The following is a 14358-nucleotide window of genomic DNA, read 5'->3' on the forward strand; positions in this document are numbered from 1 at the left end:
ACCCAAGGGGTGCATCAACGTGGCAGAAGAAAACGAAATCGACCTGGACAATCCGGCAATCAAGGCCGCTATCGCGACTGCCGTTGAGGCCTCCGTATCTGGTCTGAAAACCAAGAACTCCGAATTGCTGGGCAAGCTGAAGGACACCACTACCAAGCTGTCGCAGTTCGAAACCCAATTCGAAGGCATCGACATCGACGCCGTCAAAGGCCTTCTCAGCCGGGCCGGCCAAGACGAAGAAACCAAGCTGCTGACTGAGGGCAAGGTGGACGAGGTATTCAACCGCCGCACCGAGCGCCTGCGTGGCGAATACGACAAGCAGTTGAAGACCGTTACAGCGCGCGCCGAGAAGGCCGAGGCATTCGCCACCAAATTCCAGGGCAAAGTCTTGGGAGATTCGGTTCGCGGCGCAGCGCTGAAAGCCGGCGCGCTGCCGGAAGCAACTGACGACATCATCCTGCGCGCCAAAGGCGTGTTCTCGCTGAACGAAGAGGGTGAAGCGGTCGCCGTTGATGAATCCGGCCAGGTCATCCTCGGCAAGGACGGCAAGACCCCTCTGACTCCCCTCGAATGGGCGGAATCTCTGCGCGAAAGCGCACCTCATCTGTGGCCAAGGGCCTCAGGGACACAAGCCCCGGGCGGGGGTGGCGGCCAGGCTGCATTCAAGCGCTCCGAAATGACTGCCGAGCAAAAGCGTGACTACCAGCGCAAGCACGGCCAAACCGCATACCTGCAATTGCCCAAGTAAGGGGATTCACCCATGGCAACGACTGTGAACAGCGACCTGATCATCTACAACGATGAGGCGCAAACCGCATACCTGGAGCGTGTCCAGGACAACCTCGATGTGTTCAACGCATCGTCCAATGGCGCGATCGTGCTCGATAACGAGCTGATCGAAGGCGACTTCCGCAAGCGCTCGTTCTACAAGATCGGCGGATCGCTGGAGCATCGCGATGTCAACTCCACCGGCAAGGTGACCGCGAAGAAGATCGGCGCGGGCGAAGCCGTTGGCGTCAAGGCGCCGTGGAAGTACGGCCCATATCAGACCACCGAAGAGGCGTTCAAGCGCCGCGGTCGTCCGGTCGACGAGTTCTCCCAGATCATCGGCGCCGACGTTGCCGACGCCACGCTGGAAGGCTTCATCCAGTACGCCACTGCTGCGCTGCGCGCCTCGATCAGCTCCAACGCTGACATGATGGTTTCGGCCAACATCGAGACCGACGGCAAGAAGACCCTGACCCGAGGCATGCGCAAGTTCGGCGACAAGTTCGGCCGTATCGCGCTGTGGGTCATGCACTCCAGTGCTTACTTCGACATTGTCGACGAGGCGATCGCGAACAAGGTCTACGAAGAAGCCGGTGTCGTCATCTACGGCGGCCTGCCAGGCACTCTCGGCAAGCCGGTGCTGGTCACCGATACCGCGCCCGCAGATGTGATCTTCGGCCTGCTGCCAAACGCTGTTGTGATCACTGAGTCTCAGGCGCCCGGTTTCCGTTCGTATGCGGTGAACGATGAGGAGAACCTGGGTATCGGCTACCGAGCTGAAGGCACCGTCAACATCGACGTTCTCGGCTACAGCTGGAAGGAAGCCGCTGGTGGTGCGAATCCAACGCTTGCCGCCGTGGGTTCGGCTGCGAACTGGGTCAAGCATTCCAACAGCAATAAGGTGACTGCTGGCGTGCTGATCACCCTGACCACCACGCCACCAGCCGGCGGCTGATACCGGCCCTGACAGCGGCCAGCGATGGCCGCTACGGAGAGTTTTATGGAGCTGGTTTATTCCACTCAAAATTCGGACTTCGATCCGGAAAAACGGTACCGCAATCCGGCTCACTTTGATCGGCCTGAAGCGGGTGTGACCCATGCGGTGGTGATTGGCGACTGGCCAAAGGTGGTCGACGCCTATGAGGCGCAGGGCGTCGAAGTCTCGATATTGAAGCCTTTGGTCAGCGAGTCGGTTAATTCGGATCGTGCCGACACCATCGCCAGCCTGGAGCAGGACAACGACATGCTTCGCGCCGAGCGCGACGGCATACTGCGACTGATCGAAGCCGCCGAGGGGCAATCCGAACTGGAACACCCGGGCGCCGGCGAAATACCAATCCGTTTGTTCGGTGCGCTGAAAGCCATTCATGAAGGTTTCGAAACCCTGACGGGTGAACGTGACAACCTGGCTGGCGAGGTTGAATCGCTCCGCGCTGAAGTCGAACGCCTCAAGGCAGCAGCGGAACCGGTCGACAATGCCGAGAAGATCGCGAACCTCAAAGCGCAACTCGACGCCGCCAACGTGACGTATCGGGCGAATGCTTCGGTAGAATCGCTGGAAAAGGCGGTCTCTGAGCTTCCAAACGCATGATAATCCGGGTACGCATTCACTGGTGCCCGGCTCAAATAACACAGCGAGCTGATTCATGACTCTCATCATCGAGGACGGTACCGGCAAGCCTGACGCCGAAAGCTACGCATCCGCCGAGGATCTTGCCATATACGCCGTGAAGTTCGGCGTGATCATCCCGGCGGAGATTTCAGCACAGGAAGCGCTGCTACGCCGGGCCGCGCTGGCAATGGACGGCATGACGTGGAAAGGGCGAAAGTCCAACAGCGAGCAGGCTCTGTCCTGGCCACGCCGCGGTGTCGATCTGGATTACGAGATCAAGCCCGACCACTACCTGCCAGCGCGGATCCAGTACGGCCAGATGGCTTTGGCCGCCGAGATCCACACTGACGACGTCGACCCGATCGAGAAGCGCAAAGGCGCGGTAACGCTGGAGCGTGTCGAGGGCGCGGTAACTCGCGAGTACGCGACGATCCCGAACACCAGCGGCCGACTGTTGCCAGCGGCGCCGGATCGCCCGAGCGCAACCCAGTTTGCTGACTATCTGCAGCGACGTGGGTTGTTCGCTGTAAGGTCGTGAGGTAGCGTAGATCCTTCATTTAAATGGAGGTTTTATGATTTTCAGTAATGACCAAAAAAATGCTTTTTGGGAAAAGGCTTACCTTGCTGCGATAGCAGGATTGTCGGCTCGACCGAATGTTTCCGAAAGCGATGTCGTCAATCGAGCAGTTGATACTGCCAATAAAGCTCTCGACGCTTATGTGACTCGGGCTGCTAGATTCACTGGTTAGACGATTACCTCATGATTTGGAGCCACCATGGCCTTCTACGACGAAATGGCCGTGATGGCTCTGGAGATGATCACAGAGTTTGGCCAGCCCGTGACCATCAGCAAGACGGAGCCGGGCGAGTATGACCCGGAGAAGGGCGGCGAATCGCCAGGCACCACCATCGAGCAGACCGCCCAAGGCATCCTGCTCGACTTCACCGGTCAGGAATTCCAGAACAACAGCCTCATCAAGCAGGGCGACAAGAAATTGAAAATCGCTGCGCAAGGGTTGGAGTGGGTTCCGGACTTGCTGAACAAGGTGATCATTCAGGGGCGCACCTGGTCCATCGTGCCGCCGCTGAAAGAGGTCAACCCCGCCGGCACGCCGATCCTGTATGAGCTTCAGGTACGGTCATGAGCAAATACTCAGGCCTCAACGGCAGTTTCGCCGAGAACATCCGCCAGTTTGCCGAGCAGGCCCAGGCCGGGCTCGACGCCACCTTCCGCGAAATCGTGATCGAGATTGGAAGTAGCGTCATCCGGATGTCTCCGGTGGGCAACCCCGAGATCTGGGCCGCGAACGTGGCGCATCGCGCAACCAATACCCGCGCCGCCGATGACTACGATTTCAAGGTCGCCGTGCGCAACACCCTCATCAATCTCGATGAGAGCAATTTCACCAAGGCCGGGAAGCTCAAGCGCGGCGTGAAGTACGCCAAGCCGCTGACAAAGACCGAGCGCGACCAGAACTTCAGCGTGAATGGACTGGTTGCTGGCAAGGATTACGTCGGCGGCCGATTCCGCGGTAACTGGCAATTCTCGATTGGAACGCCGGCTGAAGGTGAGCTTGATCAGGTCGATCCGGCCGGCGGCGTCACGCTGGCGAAGCTCAGGCTTCAGGTCGAGCAGCTGACCATCGGGCAAACGGCGTACATCGTGAACAACCTGCCATATGCGGTGCCGCTCGAGTACGGCCATTCTAAGCAGGCACCGGGCGGCATGGTGCGCATCACGCTCGCGCGGTTCCAGCAGATCGTCGACGAAGCCATCAGGAACAACCAGGTATGAGCCACAACATCATCGCTTCGATCTTCGAGGCCAGACTGATCGCCTGGGCGAAGGCTTTGCCGACACCCCTAAAGGTTGTCGTCGAGAACGAGGCCTATGAACCCGGAAATAGTGTCACCTACCTGCGAGCTTTCACTCTGCCGGGCGACACCGCAAGCGGCACGCTCGGCGGCGATCACAAGCTCTTCACCGGTGTGTTTCAGGTCAGCATCGTGACACCAGCAGGGAAGTATCGCGGCGCGGCGGGCGCGCTGGCTGACCAGATCGCCGCGCTGTTTCCGCTGTACGAGCGAATCACGAAGAATTCGTTGACCGTGGTGACCATAACGCCGGTCGATCAGGGGCCAGGTATTCCAGGCGACACGACCTTCACCGTACCGGTGTCGTTCATGTACCGAGCCGATACCAACTAATCCGCCCATTGGGCAAACCCAGAACCCGCCATTGAGCGGGTTTTGTCATTTCTGAAAGAGAGGAAAACCCCATGGCCGGCATTCAAATGCCCAACGGCGCAACGTTCGAAATTGCTTCCGCCTATGGCGCTGCAATCCCATTCACTGCCCTGACCAATGCCAACCCGGCAGTGGCGACCGCTGCAGCGCACGGACTGGCCGAGGGCGACATCATCGCCCTCAGCTCTGGCTGGACCCGCCTGGACGGCCGCGCCGTGCAAGTCGGCGAGATTGCCAGCGGCACCTTTGCGCTCGATGGCGTGAACACCACGAACATTCAGCAGTATCCGGCCGGCTCGGGCGTCGGTGCCACCCGCGAGGTGACGACCTTCACCGAGATCTCGAAAATCACCGAGCTCGGCTCGAGCGGCGGCGACCAGCAGTTTCTGACGTTCGGCTTCCTGGCTGACGATGACGACCGCCAGATGCCGACCACCAAGAATCCGATCACCCTGACCATCACGGTCGCCGACGATCCGTCGCAGCCCTATGTCGATGTCTGCGAGGCCGCGGACGACGACAAACAGGCCCGCGTTCTGCGCCTGAACCTGCCGGGCGGCAGCCGGATCATCTACAACGGCTACGTCTCGATCACTTCGACCCCGACCATGTCGCGCAACAACCTGATGACCCGCGTTATCAGCATCGCGCTGACCGGCCGCCCAACCCGTTACAGCGCCTCGGCGTAAGGAAGGCACATGGCAAAGTTCACACTCGCCCGGAATCCAACCTTCAGGTACGTCGTCATGCTGCCAACGGTCGGTGGCGATCCGGTTAGCGTCGAGTTCGAGTTCAAGTATCGCGACCGCACCGAACTGGCTGGCCTCTACGCAGAGTGGGGTGAGCGTCACGAGGCGCTCAAGGAGAAAGCGGAAGAGACCGGCATTGAGCAGTTCACGGCTTTGCTGATTGATCTGCAGGTCGAGCAGCTGAAGGCGATTGTCGCCGGCTGGGATATTGCCGAAGAGTTCGCCGACGAAAACCTGCGCATCCTGGTCAAATCAATCGCCGCCACGCCGGGCGCGGTGCTGGCCGCTTATTCCGATGCCTTCAGCAACGCACGCTTGGGAAACTCCTAAGCGTCTCCCGCAAGCTGTACGAGCCGGGGCCGTCAGCCGAATCGCTGGCGGCCTTCGGCCTTTCTCTTCGTGACATACCCGATGAGATCTGTGAGGTCTGGCCTGATGTCTGGCAGGCCTTCAAGGTCTTCGAGGCTATGGGCACCCAGTGGCGTACAGGCGCGTGCGGCGCTACCGGACTCGATTACACGTCAATTCGCCATGTTGCCGGCTTTCTCGGCCTTACCCGCTCGGAGGTCGCCGACGTCTTTCCAGACATCCGCGTCATGGAAGCCGAAGCCCTGCGGGTGATGGCGGAACAGAGGGACAGTAAATGAGCACCACCTTCGCGTCCCTCGGTATCGAGGTGAACTCCTCGTCGGCATCCAAGGCGGCTGACGATCTCGACAAGCTGGTCGATTCGGCGGTCGATGCTGAAAAAGCGATTGATGATCTCGGCAAGTCGGGCGAAGGCCTGGCCAACACTGGCAAGAAGATCAGTCAGGCCGAGAATGAGGCTGCTCAGGGTATCGACAAGGCCACAGGCGCCAAAGAGCGCCAGGTCGATGCCAGCCGCAAGGCAGGCGCCAGTGCGGCCAGTGAAATCGCGATCATCAGCCAGCTCGACAAGGCGATGTCCGGCAACATCGGCAGCATGGAGCAACTGATCCAGGCTGAAGGTTTGCTGGAGCGCGCTCGCAGGGGCGGTCTCGTCACCATTGAGCAGCAGGAGGCGTACCAGGATCGGCTCGGAAAATCCTTCGATAAGATCGAGAAAGCTGAAACCAAGGAGGTGGCTCAGAAGCAACGGCTGATCGAGGCTGAAAACCGCCGGATCGAAGCGCTGAAACGGACTGTAAATGGCATTGATCCGGTCACGGACAAGCTGGCCAAGCTTGAGGCTCGTGAGCGGGCTCTCAACGAACTGCACAAGATCGGTGAGTATGATGCTGTTCGCTACAACGAAGCATTGGCAAAAATTGGAAAGGAGCGCTCCGGTCTCACCGCGACAGAAACTGCATTCGACAAGCTGAAGCTCGGCACCCGCCAGGCGCAAGAAAACGTGATGCAGCTGACCAATGCTCTGCAGTCTGGGGATTGGGGGAGTGGTGCACGGGCTGTTGCTCAGCTCGGCGCCGGTGCGGGGGCGTCTGCCAAGAGCCTTGCCGCGGCGCTGATTCCCGCCGGCTTGCTGGCCGGTGTCCTCGGCGCGCTGGGTTATGCCTACTTCGACGCACAGAAGCGGGCCCGCGAGTTCAACGTCGCCATCAACGGCGGATCGAACGATGCTGGTCAGAGCATTGCCAGCCTCAAGGTGATGGCCGATACCGCCGGGGCGATCACTGAGAACTTTGCAGGCGCTCGCGAGGCGGTGATTGCACTGGCTTCCGGTGCCGCTACCAGCGGCGTCCAAATGCAGAACTTGGCTCAGGCCGCCGCAGCAATAGGTGAAGTGACCGGGAAGGGCGCTGGAGATATCGCCAAGTCGCTCGCGAATGCCGGTGGCACCGCCACAGAAGCAGCGGAGAAGATCAGCGACCAGTATGGGCTGCTCACCTACGAGCAGTACCAGACGATCAAGGCGATTGATGATCAGGGAGACCATCAGCGAGCGCTGGACACCCTGAGTGAAGATCTCAATCAGTCGGCCCAGGAGCGCTTGAAGAACTACCGCGAATCGCTATCCGATATCGAACGGGATTGGGATCGAGTGAAGGTGGCCATCAAGGGCGCCTACGCTGAAGTCCGGTCAGAGATTTTCCCTGACTTGGCAAAGCAGATCGAGATCACCCAGCGCGTGCTGGATACTCGGAAAGGGGGCGGGGTCACAGGTGCGATATCGAATGGGCTGAGCTCACTCAATTCCTTTCTGGGGCTAAACGGCGGCGAGAACGACGACTCGACGCCGGCACTGGAGGCCAAGCTTGTAGGATTGAAGGCGCGCTTATCAGCGAGCGAAAGCAACACTGCCGCGACCGGCGAAGCGACTCGGGCGAACAAGGAATTGATCGCTGTCCAGAAGGATCTGGACAAACAGATGGACAACCTGAACCCGCTCGCAAAGCGTCAGGAGGCGTACAAGAAGCTCGATGACCAGTTCACCAAGCTCTATCAGAACGCTGACAAGACCAGCCAGAAGTCGCCACTGCTTGATGGCGTGAATTTCGATGGAAAGAAATTCTCTGGTGGTGCCTACGACAAGCTGCGCAAGGCGATTGACGACCAAAACAAGGATGCCAAGGCAGGCGCTGGCAGCGTCGATCTATCCGGGTTCAATGACTCGAAAAACGCGCTCAATGCCGTGCTTGCCGAGTACAAAAATGCTCAAAAGGAGTTGGAGGCTTCGCAGAAGGCTGGGCTGATCTCGCAGGCTGACTACCTGCAAGCGCGTGAAGCCATGATCGGCAACGAGCGCGACGAGGTCACTGCTGCGTATGAGGCTGAGATCACCGCACTGGAAGCGGCGAAGAGCAAAGCCGGCACATCGGCCGCACAGCGCATCCAGCTTGACCAGAAAATCGCCGACGCCCGGGCCGCCGTGGTCAAGGTGCAGCAGGATGCTGACACCGAACTGAGCGTGCTGGCGAAGAACGAGGAGGGCCGGCTGAAGAAACAGACTGAGGCCGTCAACACCTACAGCAGCGCGCTGCAGCAACAAGTCAAAACTCTGCGTGAGCAGGGTCAGCGTGCGGCGGCGGGCATCGGCCTCGGCGATCGTCAGCGTGATCTGATGAGCCAGCAGAACGGCATCGACGATCGCTTCAATCAGCAGAAGCTGGATCTGGCGAACCAGTACGGCGATGGCTCGCGCGGCATGAGCCTCGACGAGTACACGCAGAAGCTGGCGGCACTGAAGGCCACTCAGCAGGATCTGCACGATACGGTTCAAGCCAACTACGACGAGATGACGGCAGCCCAGGGCGACTGGAGTGCCGGAGCCTCGTCGGCATGGCAGAACTATCTGGAGTCCGCACAGAATGCGGCGGGACAGACGAAAAGCCTGCTCACCAATGCATTCAGCTCGGCAGAGGACGCTTTAGCCAGTTTCGCCATCAACGGCAAATTCTCGTTTTCTGACTTCACCAAATCGGTGTTGGCGGATATGGCGAAGATCGCCACTCGACAGGCTACTTCTCAAGGACTCAGCGCTCTGTTCGGTATTACTGCATCAGCAGCTGGCTCCTACTTCGGTGGCGGCGGCGGGAATGGATTGGCCGCTGGATCTGCCGGTGCCGTGTCTTCAGATCTCGGAGCATCGCAGGCCGGCTACACAGGGTTTGATCTCTCCGGATATCGGGCTGCTGGCGGGCCTGTTGCGCCGAACTCTCTGTACGAAGTCAACGAACTGGGGCCGGAGCTCTACAACGAGGGCGGCCGGTCGTTCCTGATGACCGGTGCCAACGGCGGCAGCGTCACGCCGTTGACCACCGGCGGCGGGCCTGCTCTGGCCGCAATGTCCGGCGGTGGCGGCAACACGTACAACTTTCCGGTAGCGGTCTCGGTGCAGACTTCTGGGAGCGACGGGGCAGGTGTTTCGCAAGAGACAACCAACCAACTTGGCAAGAGCATCCAGCAGGCTGCGAAAACCGAAGCGGAAACTGCGATTGCCCGAGCGCTGCAGCCGGGCGGTTCGATCTGGCGCCTGACAAATGGGAGGGCCTGATGGCCATCGAGAGATTCAACTGGCCGACCGAGCGCGGGGAAACACCCGATATCAACTATCGGGTGCGCACCTCGAAATTCGGCGACGGCTATGCGCAGAACGTCGGCGACGGCCCGAACAACAAAGAGGACTCCTACCCGGTTACCTGCGTCGGCCAAAAGGCCACGGTGCTGGAGATCATGAAGTTCCTCGACCGGCACGCCGGCGCGAAAGCGTTTCTCTGGACAACGCCGCTCGGCGAGGTCGGGCTGTTCACCTGCAAAAATCCCGCTCCCACTCCCATGGGCGGCGGAGTCTTCAAACTCACCGCCACGTTCGAGCGGGCATTCCAACCATAAGGGGCAATCATGCCGCTGATCAGTGACATCCAGGTTCTCGAGCCTGGCAGCGAAGTGCTGCTCTTTGAATTGGACGGCACAGACTACGGCGCGGACGTACTGCGCTTCCACGGGCACGCGATCCCCCATACGGCGGCCGAGCTGATCGCTGCCGGCGACAACGCGGACCAGCTGCCGGCGAAGGCGATCTACTGGCAAGGCAACGAGTACAGCGCCTGGCCGATGCAGATCGACGGCATCGAGGCGAACGGCGACGGAACTGCCGTCCGGCCCACGTTATCGGTGGGTAACGTCAATGGGCGCATCACGGCGCTGTGCCTCGCGTTCGAAGATCTGCTCGAGTTCAAGTTGACCATGCGTCATACGCTGGGCACCTACCTCGACGCGGCGAACTTCCCGGCCGGCAATCCGACGGCAGATCCAACCCAAGAGACGATCGAGGTCTGGTACATCGACCAGAAGACGAACGAAGACGGGGAGAACGTTAGTTGGGAGCTGGCCAGCCCGGGCGACGTTGGATACGAGTCCATCGGCCGGCAGGCCACGACGCTGTGCCACTGGTGCCTTACCGGCGGCTACCGAGGGCCGAGCTGCGGCTACACCGGCCCGTACGTGACCAAGGACGGTGTTGTCACCGACAACCCTGAACTGGACGAGTGCGATGCCACACTGGGCAAGGGCTGCATCCCGCGCTTCGGCGAGGGCAACCCGCTGCCTTTCGGCGGCTTCCCGGCCGTTTCGCTGATTGCAAGGAGCTGATATGCGCAAACACATTTTGAATGCGATCCAAGCGCATGCAGCTGCCGAGTACCCGAAAGAGTGCTGCGGGCTGCTGCTGGCCGTGGGCCGCAAACAGCAGTATTACCCGTGCCGCAACGTCTCGACCGAGCCGAACGAGGAATTTCGAATCGACCCAGAGGAATACGCGGCGGCCGAAGACGTCGGCGAAGTGATCGGCGTGGTGCACTCGCATCCAGACGCTACCAGCCGGCCTTCGCCGCGCGACCTCGCGATGTGCGAAGCGACCGCGTTGCCCTGGCACATTCTGAGTTGGCCCGAGGGCGATCTGCGAACCATCACACCGTCCGGCGAGGTGCCGCTGCTAAAGCGGCCTTTCGTACACGGCGCCTGGGACTGCTGGCAGGTCTGCGCGGATTGGTACAAGCGCGAATGGGGGCTTGAGTTCGAGGCCTTCAAGCGCGCAGATGGTTGGTGGGAGAACAAGGAAAACACCAGTCTGTACGAGGCGAACTACGAGGCCGCCGGGTTCTACCGGGTCGACCAGCCGCAGCGCGGCGACATGATCGTGATGGAAGTAGGGCGGACGGTTTACCCGAATCATGCTGGGATCTTCCTCGGCGCTGACCCGGCGCTGCGGGGTGAGGACGCGACGACGTTCGGCCCCGGGCCGTTCCTGCTGCACCACCTGTACGGACGACCATCGGAGGTCATCGTTTTCGGTGGGCCGTGGCTTGACCGGACGCGCATGATCCTCAGGCACAAAGATGCGAAATAAATCAGCTATCGCGCCAAAGCTGCAAGGAGGGCTTTATGAGTCGATCTGCTTGGATTGAGGAGCACGCAATGGCGAATCTAGCAAGATTCGCCGATTGCACGTCAACTGAAATATCCAATGTAATTGTTACGGATGTGATGGTCGAAGCTGCCATGGAGTACGTTTACAGCCTGTACGACCCGCTCATCACAACTCTCTTGTTGGAAGATCTCTTTAGGATCATGTCAGTGCATCAACCGAAGGCTCCGGTAGAGAGAGCAGCGCTTCCCTGACCTTGATTTCAATCTCATCAAACTGTTCGAACCGCTCTGTCACTGTCGATGCTGGTGTCCTGCCTGTAATAACGTCGGCTACCAGCTCGAGGTTGGAGCTGGTGAATATCAGGTTAAGCGCGAGAACTTTTAGATTCTCCAGTGTAAATTCTTTTATTATCTGCCCGCCCTCCGAGTCCCTGCGGATATCGCAGGCTGCATTCGCATACTCGGCACCTTCTGGAGACGGATACCACTGCCAGTGAGCAACTTCGTTACGAATTTTCGAAAGTTCCTCGTAGTCCTTTAAGCATCTGTTTAAGCGCTCTAAGATAGGTGCAGGCGTAATGGGGGGCGTGGTTTTTGTCTTGTGGTTGGCGAAGTCCTTGACTACACGAAGCAGCGCGCTGCCACGTAGTCCCAGTGATTTCGCCAAGATAAACGATTTCGCCTCGGGGACCTGGGTGTAGTACTGGAACAGCCTCATCAGAGGAGACTCAAAAAGGGCGTGATTTACCGCAATTTGTCCGATTTCTTTTTTCATCGCGTCACTTGGACCAGCCCGATATCCCCATTTCCCGCTATCACTACTCACATCGACCTCCAGGTCATAAACGCGCCGAAATTGGCGCAATCCCAGTCCTTGGGCTTGCAGGCAAAGGACTGGGGAATCCTTTAGCCTTTTGTCTGAGTCTTGACTATCAGCTGCCACTGCACGGGAACCGATGAGTTGGCGTGCTGGTGCCGATTTTGTGGCGGGAACTTATCGCCCTTGTTGGAGGTGATTTCATCGCCGCAACCTGTGCACCGATAAATGCCAGAAGCCGGTACAGCTGCGCCAATGCCGTAAACGTATTGCCACTTCTCTACCTCATCAAGAATCGTCGGCGCGATCTTCCTAACATAGTGAGCGGTGTTCGCAATTACCTCTGCCATCTTCAATCCCTCGTATGGATTTATCGGAGGCATAACGCTACTACGGGCATGTTGGCGGTGGTTACTGGAGTTCCATCCAGACTGGATGCCTGGACAGGCTTGGCCAGCGCGAGTGATGGCAATTTGACTCGTACTTGAGTGTGACTGTAGATTTTGCAACGCGCGACCGGCTCGGATCGTGAATAAACTCAGCAGATGAAGGGAATGAAATTGGCCAAATTTATGTGGATCGTCACCATCGTTATGTCGTTGATCGGTGCACTTGTTGGGTTCGGCGGGATGTTGTTGGCAAAAAGCGCTCCTCAAGAAGCCGCAGCGGCAGCGATGGGATTGACCTGCGCGGTGATTCCATACTGCATCGCTCGAGCGTTCAGCGAGCTTCGTTCGCTATAAATTATCAAGTGGTACAGAAAGCCCAGTCTGCGCTGGGCTTTTTCATTTCCGTATGCCCCGGTGATATCGTGCACCGTTTACACAGGAGTGACCTGCATGAAATTGATCGTAGGGGCGTTGGCAGTAGCGCTGTTGGCGGGGTGCTCTGATAGCGGACCAATAAAGGTTGGGCCTGACACCTACACGATTTCGACTCGGGTGCCTTTCGGCGGACCTGCCTCTGCGAAAGGCCAAGCCTTGAAGGAGGCGAACGTGTTTTGCGCCTCACAGGGGCGTGAAATACTCCTCGACCACATGCAGGCAAGTGAATGTGCGCTGCATGGTGGTTGCGGCGAAGCGGAGATCTATTTCTTCTGTTTGGCAGCCGGTGATCCTCAGTTGAAGCGGCAGAAGTACAGTCCTGATCCAACTCAGAAAATTGAGATCGACCAACGATAATCGCTGAGGCGCCTATTAGGTCCGATCGGCCGACGATCAAATTCATAAGGAACAAGTATGCGGATTTTTATTGGAGCGCTGGCGGTAGCGCTGTTGGCGGGGTGTGCGACTTCGCCGGTGCCGTCTGGAAAGGCTGACCCTGTGCCGAGCTCGCGCCTGTTCGCATATCAGAAGCCGGCCTCCGGTGACGCTGTATTGATCATTACCCGTGATTCCGGCTTTGTTGGTGGCGGCTGCAACACATCCGTGAGCATCGACGGGCGAAAAGCTGCCGAGATTGGTTCTGGTGAAACTGCAAAGTTCTACGTCACCGCCGGTGAGCACATCGTCGGTGCATCGTCATGCGGCAGCGGACTTAAAGAGCGGGAAGCCAACATAAAGGCTGGTGCCACCAAGAAATTCAGGATATCCATCGACTCATCAATGAGCATGGATTTATCACCCACGATGCAATGACAAAGCCGCCTACGGGCGGTTTTTTATGACCGGAGAAAACTGTGGCAGCGACGGTAAGTAACAACCCAGCCATGACGACCATTCTTCTTTCAGGGCCGCTTATCAAGCTGTTTGGTCGTGTCCATCACCGCGAGCTTGGCAGCAAATCCGTGGGCGAGGCATTCAAAGCGTTGAAGTGCACTATTGAAGGATTCGAAGGCGCCATTAAAGATCTTGAGCGCAAAGGGATGCGCTTTGCCATTTTCAGAAACCGGAAAAACGTAGCTGAAAAAGATTTCGGTCTCGGCGGAGCCCAAGAGATTCGAATTGTCCCAGTGATTTCCGGGAGCAAGCGTGCAGGTCTATTACAGACAGTAATTGGAGCTGTGCTAATCGTCGCCGGCACCTATTTCGGCCAGACCTGGGCCGTCCAAATGGGGGTTGCCCTCGTTGCTGGCGGCGTCGTGCAGATGCTCAGCCCACAGGCCAAGGGACTTTCTCAAAGCGCATCTCCTGAAAACGCACCGTCCTACGCCTTCGGCAGCGCCAAGAACACCACGGCCAGCGGCAATCCGGTACCGATCTGCATCGGAGAGCGCCGGTGGGGTGGAATGATCATCTCGGCCTCGATCCTGGCTGAAGACAAAGTGTAAGCAGGACAGCAACACACCAACCGCCCGCGAGGCGGTTTTTTTATGCCTG

General features: G+C 58.8%; 21 protein-coding genes. 19 read left to right on the forward strand and 2 right to left on the reverse strand.

What is annotated here, in order from left to right:
* The first annotated feature begins 19 nt into the window (after positions 1-19).
* From V9L13_RS05210 to V9L13_RS05280, 15 genes are all read left to right on the forward strand, one after another.
* On the forward strand, positions 20-748 hold the full coding sequence (locus tag V9L13_RS05210) for a hypothetical protein (protein ID WP_338801732.1): 729 nt from the start codon (positions 20-22) through the stop codon (positions 746-748).
* 12 nt (positions 749-760) lie between these two features.
* Positions 761-1723: a major capsid protein gene (locus V9L13_RS05215; protein ID WP_338801733.1), complete on the forward strand. Its 963-nt coding sequence runs from the start codon at positions 761-763 to the stop codon at positions 1721-1723.
* Between the two features lie 45 nt (positions 1724-1768).
* Complete coding sequence (locus V9L13_RS05220; protein ID WP_338801734.1) at positions 1769-2359, forward strand: hypothetical protein; 591 nt, start codon at positions 1769-1771, stop codon at positions 2357-2359.
* Between the two features lie 55 nt (positions 2360-2414).
* Positions 2415-2918: a DnaT-like ssDNA-binding protein gene (locus V9L13_RS05225; protein WP_338801735.1), complete on the forward strand. Its 504-nt coding sequence runs from the start codon at positions 2415-2417 to the stop codon at positions 2916-2918.
* A gap of 34 nt (positions 2919-2952) precedes the next feature.
* Positions 2953-3129 carry a hypothetical protein gene (locus tag V9L13_RS05230; RefSeq protein WP_338801736.1) on the forward strand — a complete coding sequence of 59 codons (177 nt, stop codon included), beginning with the start codon at positions 2953-2955 and terminating at the stop codon, positions 3127-3129.
* Positions 3130-3156: 27 nt separating this feature from the next.
* Positions 3157-3525, forward strand: a complete 369-nt coding sequence (locus tag V9L13_RS05235; RefSeq protein WP_338801737.1) for a hypothetical protein — start codon at positions 3157-3159, stop codon at positions 3523-3525.
* Positions 3522-4175: a hypothetical protein gene (locus tag V9L13_RS05240; RefSeq protein WP_338801738.1), complete on the forward strand. Its 654-nt coding sequence runs from the start codon at positions 3522-3524 to the stop codon at positions 4173-4175. The genes V9L13_RS05235 and V9L13_RS05240 overlap by 4 nt, the downstream gene beginning before the upstream one ends.
* Positions 4172-4588 carry a phage tail terminator-like protein gene (locus tag V9L13_RS05245; RefSeq protein WP_338801739.1) on the forward strand — a complete coding sequence of 139 codons (417 nt, stop codon included), beginning with the start codon at positions 4172-4174 and terminating at the stop codon, positions 4586-4588. The genes V9L13_RS05240 and V9L13_RS05245 overlap by 4 nt, the downstream gene beginning before the upstream one ends.
* Before the next feature lie 71 nt (positions 4589-4659).
* Positions 4660-5316 carry a phage tail protein gene (locus V9L13_RS05250; protein WP_338801740.1) on the forward strand — a complete coding sequence of 219 codons (657 nt, stop codon included), beginning with the start codon at positions 4660-4662 and terminating at the stop codon, positions 5314-5316.
* 9 nt (positions 5317-5325) lie between these two features.
* Positions 5326-5706 (forward strand): phage tail assembly chaperone, encoded by a 381-nt coding sequence (locus tag V9L13_RS05255; RefSeq protein ID WP_338801741.1) that lies wholly within the window; start codon positions 5326-5328, stop codon positions 5704-5706.
* A 44-nt stretch (positions 5707-5750) separates the two neighbouring features.
* On the forward strand, positions 5751-6023 hold the full coding sequence (locus V9L13_RS05260; protein WP_045122089.1) for a DUF1799 domain-containing protein: 273 nt from the start codon (positions 5751-5753) through the stop codon (positions 6021-6023).
* Positions 6020-9349, forward strand: a complete 3330-nt coding sequence (locus V9L13_RS05265) for a phage tail tape measure protein (RefSeq protein WP_338801742.1) — start codon at positions 6020-6022, stop codon at positions 9347-9349. Before V9L13_RS05260 ends, V9L13_RS05265 begins: the two co-directional genes overlap by 4 nt.
* On the forward strand, positions 9349-9687 hold the full coding sequence (locus V9L13_RS05270; protein WP_338801743.1) for a phage tail protein: 339 nt from the start codon (positions 9349-9351) through the stop codon (positions 9685-9687). Before V9L13_RS05265 ends, V9L13_RS05270 begins: the two co-directional genes overlap by 1 nt.
* Positions 9688-9696: 9 nt before the next feature.
* Entirely contained in the window at positions 9697-10446 is a 750-nt protein-coding gene (locus V9L13_RS05275; protein ID WP_338801744.1) for a phage minor tail protein L, read from the forward strand.
* A 1-nt stretch (position 10447) separates the two neighbouring features.
* On the forward strand, positions 10448-11203 hold the full coding sequence (locus V9L13_RS05280) for a C40 family peptidase (RefSeq protein ID WP_338801745.1): 756 nt from the start codon (positions 10448-10450) through the stop codon (positions 11201-11203).
* Between the two features lie 219 nt (positions 11204-11422).
* Here the strand turns inward: V9L13_RS05280 and V9L13_RS05285 are convergent, their stop codons facing one another.
* Positions 11423-11998 carry a hypothetical protein gene (locus V9L13_RS05285; protein WP_338801746.1) on the reverse strand — a complete coding sequence of 192 codons (576 nt, stop codon included), beginning with the start codon at positions 11996-11998 and terminating at the stop codon, positions 11423-11425.
* A 131-nt stretch (positions 11999-12129) separates the two neighbouring features.
* Entirely contained in the window at positions 12130-12390 is a 261-nt protein-coding gene (locus tag V9L13_RS05290) for a protein L (protein WP_338801747.1), read from the reverse strand.
* A gap of 204 nt (positions 12391-12594) precedes the next feature.
* On the opposite strand from V9L13_RS05290, the gene V9L13_RS05295 reads away from it, so the two are divergent.
* The 4 genes from V9L13_RS05295 to V9L13_RS05310 all read left to right on the forward strand — a co-directional run bounded on the left by V9L13_RS05295 (position 12595) and on the right by V9L13_RS05310 (position 14309).
* A complete protein-coding gene (locus tag V9L13_RS05295) occupies positions 12595-12783 on the forward strand; it encodes a hypothetical protein (RefSeq protein WP_177434780.1) in 189 nt (62 codons plus the stop codon).
* A gap of 96 nt (positions 12784-12879) precedes the next feature.
* Positions 12880-13221: a hypothetical protein gene (locus V9L13_RS05300; protein WP_226501396.1), complete on the forward strand. Its 342-nt coding sequence runs from the start codon at positions 12880-12882 to the stop codon at positions 13219-13221.
* Positions 13222-13278: 57 nt separating this feature from the next.
* Positions 13279-13677: a hypothetical protein gene (locus tag V9L13_RS05305; protein WP_338801748.1), complete on the forward strand. Its 399-nt coding sequence runs from the start codon at positions 13279-13281 to the stop codon at positions 13675-13677.
* Between the two features lie 71 nt (positions 13678-13748).
* Complete coding sequence (locus tag V9L13_RS05310; RefSeq protein WP_047297557.1) at positions 13749-14309, forward strand: tail assembly protein; 561 nt, start codon at positions 13749-13751, stop codon at positions 14307-14309.
* Positions 14310-14358 lie beyond the last annotated feature (49 nt).

Source organism: Pseudomonas sp. RSB 5.4 (assembly GCF_037126175.1).
GTDB classification, from domain to species: Bacteria; Pseudomonadota; Gammaproteobacteria; order Pseudomonadales; family Pseudomonadaceae; genus Aquipseudomonas; species Aquipseudomonas fluorescens_H.

Bases quoted from the DNA above. Each gene is read 5' to 3' on its own strand.
- V9L13_RS05215 (WP_338801733.1), top strand. From the start codon at position 761: ATGGCAACGACTGTGAACAGCGACCTGATCATCTACAACGATGAGGCG.
- V9L13_RS05290 (WP_338801747.1), bottom strand. From the start codon at position 12,390: ATGGCAGAGGTAATTGCGAACACCGCTCACTATGTTAGGAAGATCGCG.
- V9L13_RS05225 (WP_338801735.1), top strand. From the start codon at position 2,415: ATGACTCTCATCATCGAGGACGGTACCGGCAAGCCTGACGCCGAAAGC.
- V9L13_RS05285 (WP_338801746.1), bottom strand. From the start codon at position 11,998: ATGAAAAAAGAAATCGGACAAATTGCGGTAAATCACGCCCTTTTTGAG.
- V9L13_RS05240 (WP_338801738.1), top strand. From the start codon at position 3,522: ATGAGCAAATACTCAGGCCTCAACGGCAGTTTCGCCGAGAACATCCGC.
- V9L13_RS05255 (WP_338801741.1), top strand. From the start codon at position 5,326: ATGGCAAAGTTCACACTCGCCCGGAATCCAACCTTCAGGTACGTCGTC.
- V9L13_RS05245 (WP_338801739.1), top strand. From the start codon at position 4,172: ATGAGCCACAACATCATCGCTTCGATCTTCGAGGCCAGACTGATCGCC.
- V9L13_RS05295 (WP_177434780.1), top strand. From the start codon at position 12,595: ATGAAATTGGCCAAATTTATGTGGATCGTCACCATCGTTATGTCGTTG.
- V9L13_RS05310 (WP_047297557.1), top strand. From the start codon at position 13,749: ATGACGACCATTCTTCTTTCAGGGCCGCTTATCAAGCTGTTTGGTCGT.
- V9L13_RS05300 (WP_226501396.1), top strand. From the start codon at position 12,880: ATGAAATTGATCGTAGGGGCGTTGGCAGTAGCGCTGTTGGCGGGGTGC.
- V9L13_RS05265 (WP_338801742.1), top strand. From the start codon at position 6,020: ATGAGCACCACCTTCGCGTCCCTCGGTATCGAGGTGAACTCCTCGTCG.
- V9L13_RS05230 (WP_338801736.1), top strand. From the start codon at position 2,953: ATGATTTTCAGTAATGACCAAAAAAATGCTTTTTGGGAAAAGGCTTAC.
- V9L13_RS05220 (WP_338801734.1), top strand. From the start codon at position 1,769: ATGGAGCTGGTTTATTCCACTCAAAATTCGGACTTCGATCCGGAAAAA.
- V9L13_RS05280 (WP_338801745.1), top strand. From the start codon at position 10,448: ATGCGCAAACACATTTTGAATGCGATCCAAGCGCATGCAGCTGCCGAG.
- V9L13_RS05250 (WP_338801740.1), top strand. From the start codon at position 4,660: ATGGCCGGCATTCAAATGCCCAACGGCGCAACGTTCGAAATTGCTTCC.
- V9L13_RS05275 (WP_338801744.1), top strand. From the start codon at position 9,697: ATGCCGCTGATCAGTGACATCCAGGTTCTCGAGCCTGGCAGCGAAGTG.
- V9L13_RS05235 (WP_338801737.1), top strand. From the start codon at position 3,157: ATGGCCTTCTACGACGAAATGGCCGTGATGGCTCTGGAGATGATCACA.
- V9L13_RS05305 (WP_338801748.1), top strand. From the start codon at position 13,279: ATGCGGATTTTTATTGGAGCGCTGGCGGTAGCGCTGTTGGCGGGGTGT.
- V9L13_RS05270 (WP_338801743.1), top strand. From the start codon at position 9,349: ATGGCCATCGAGAGATTCAACTGGCCGACCGAGCGCGGGGAAACACCC.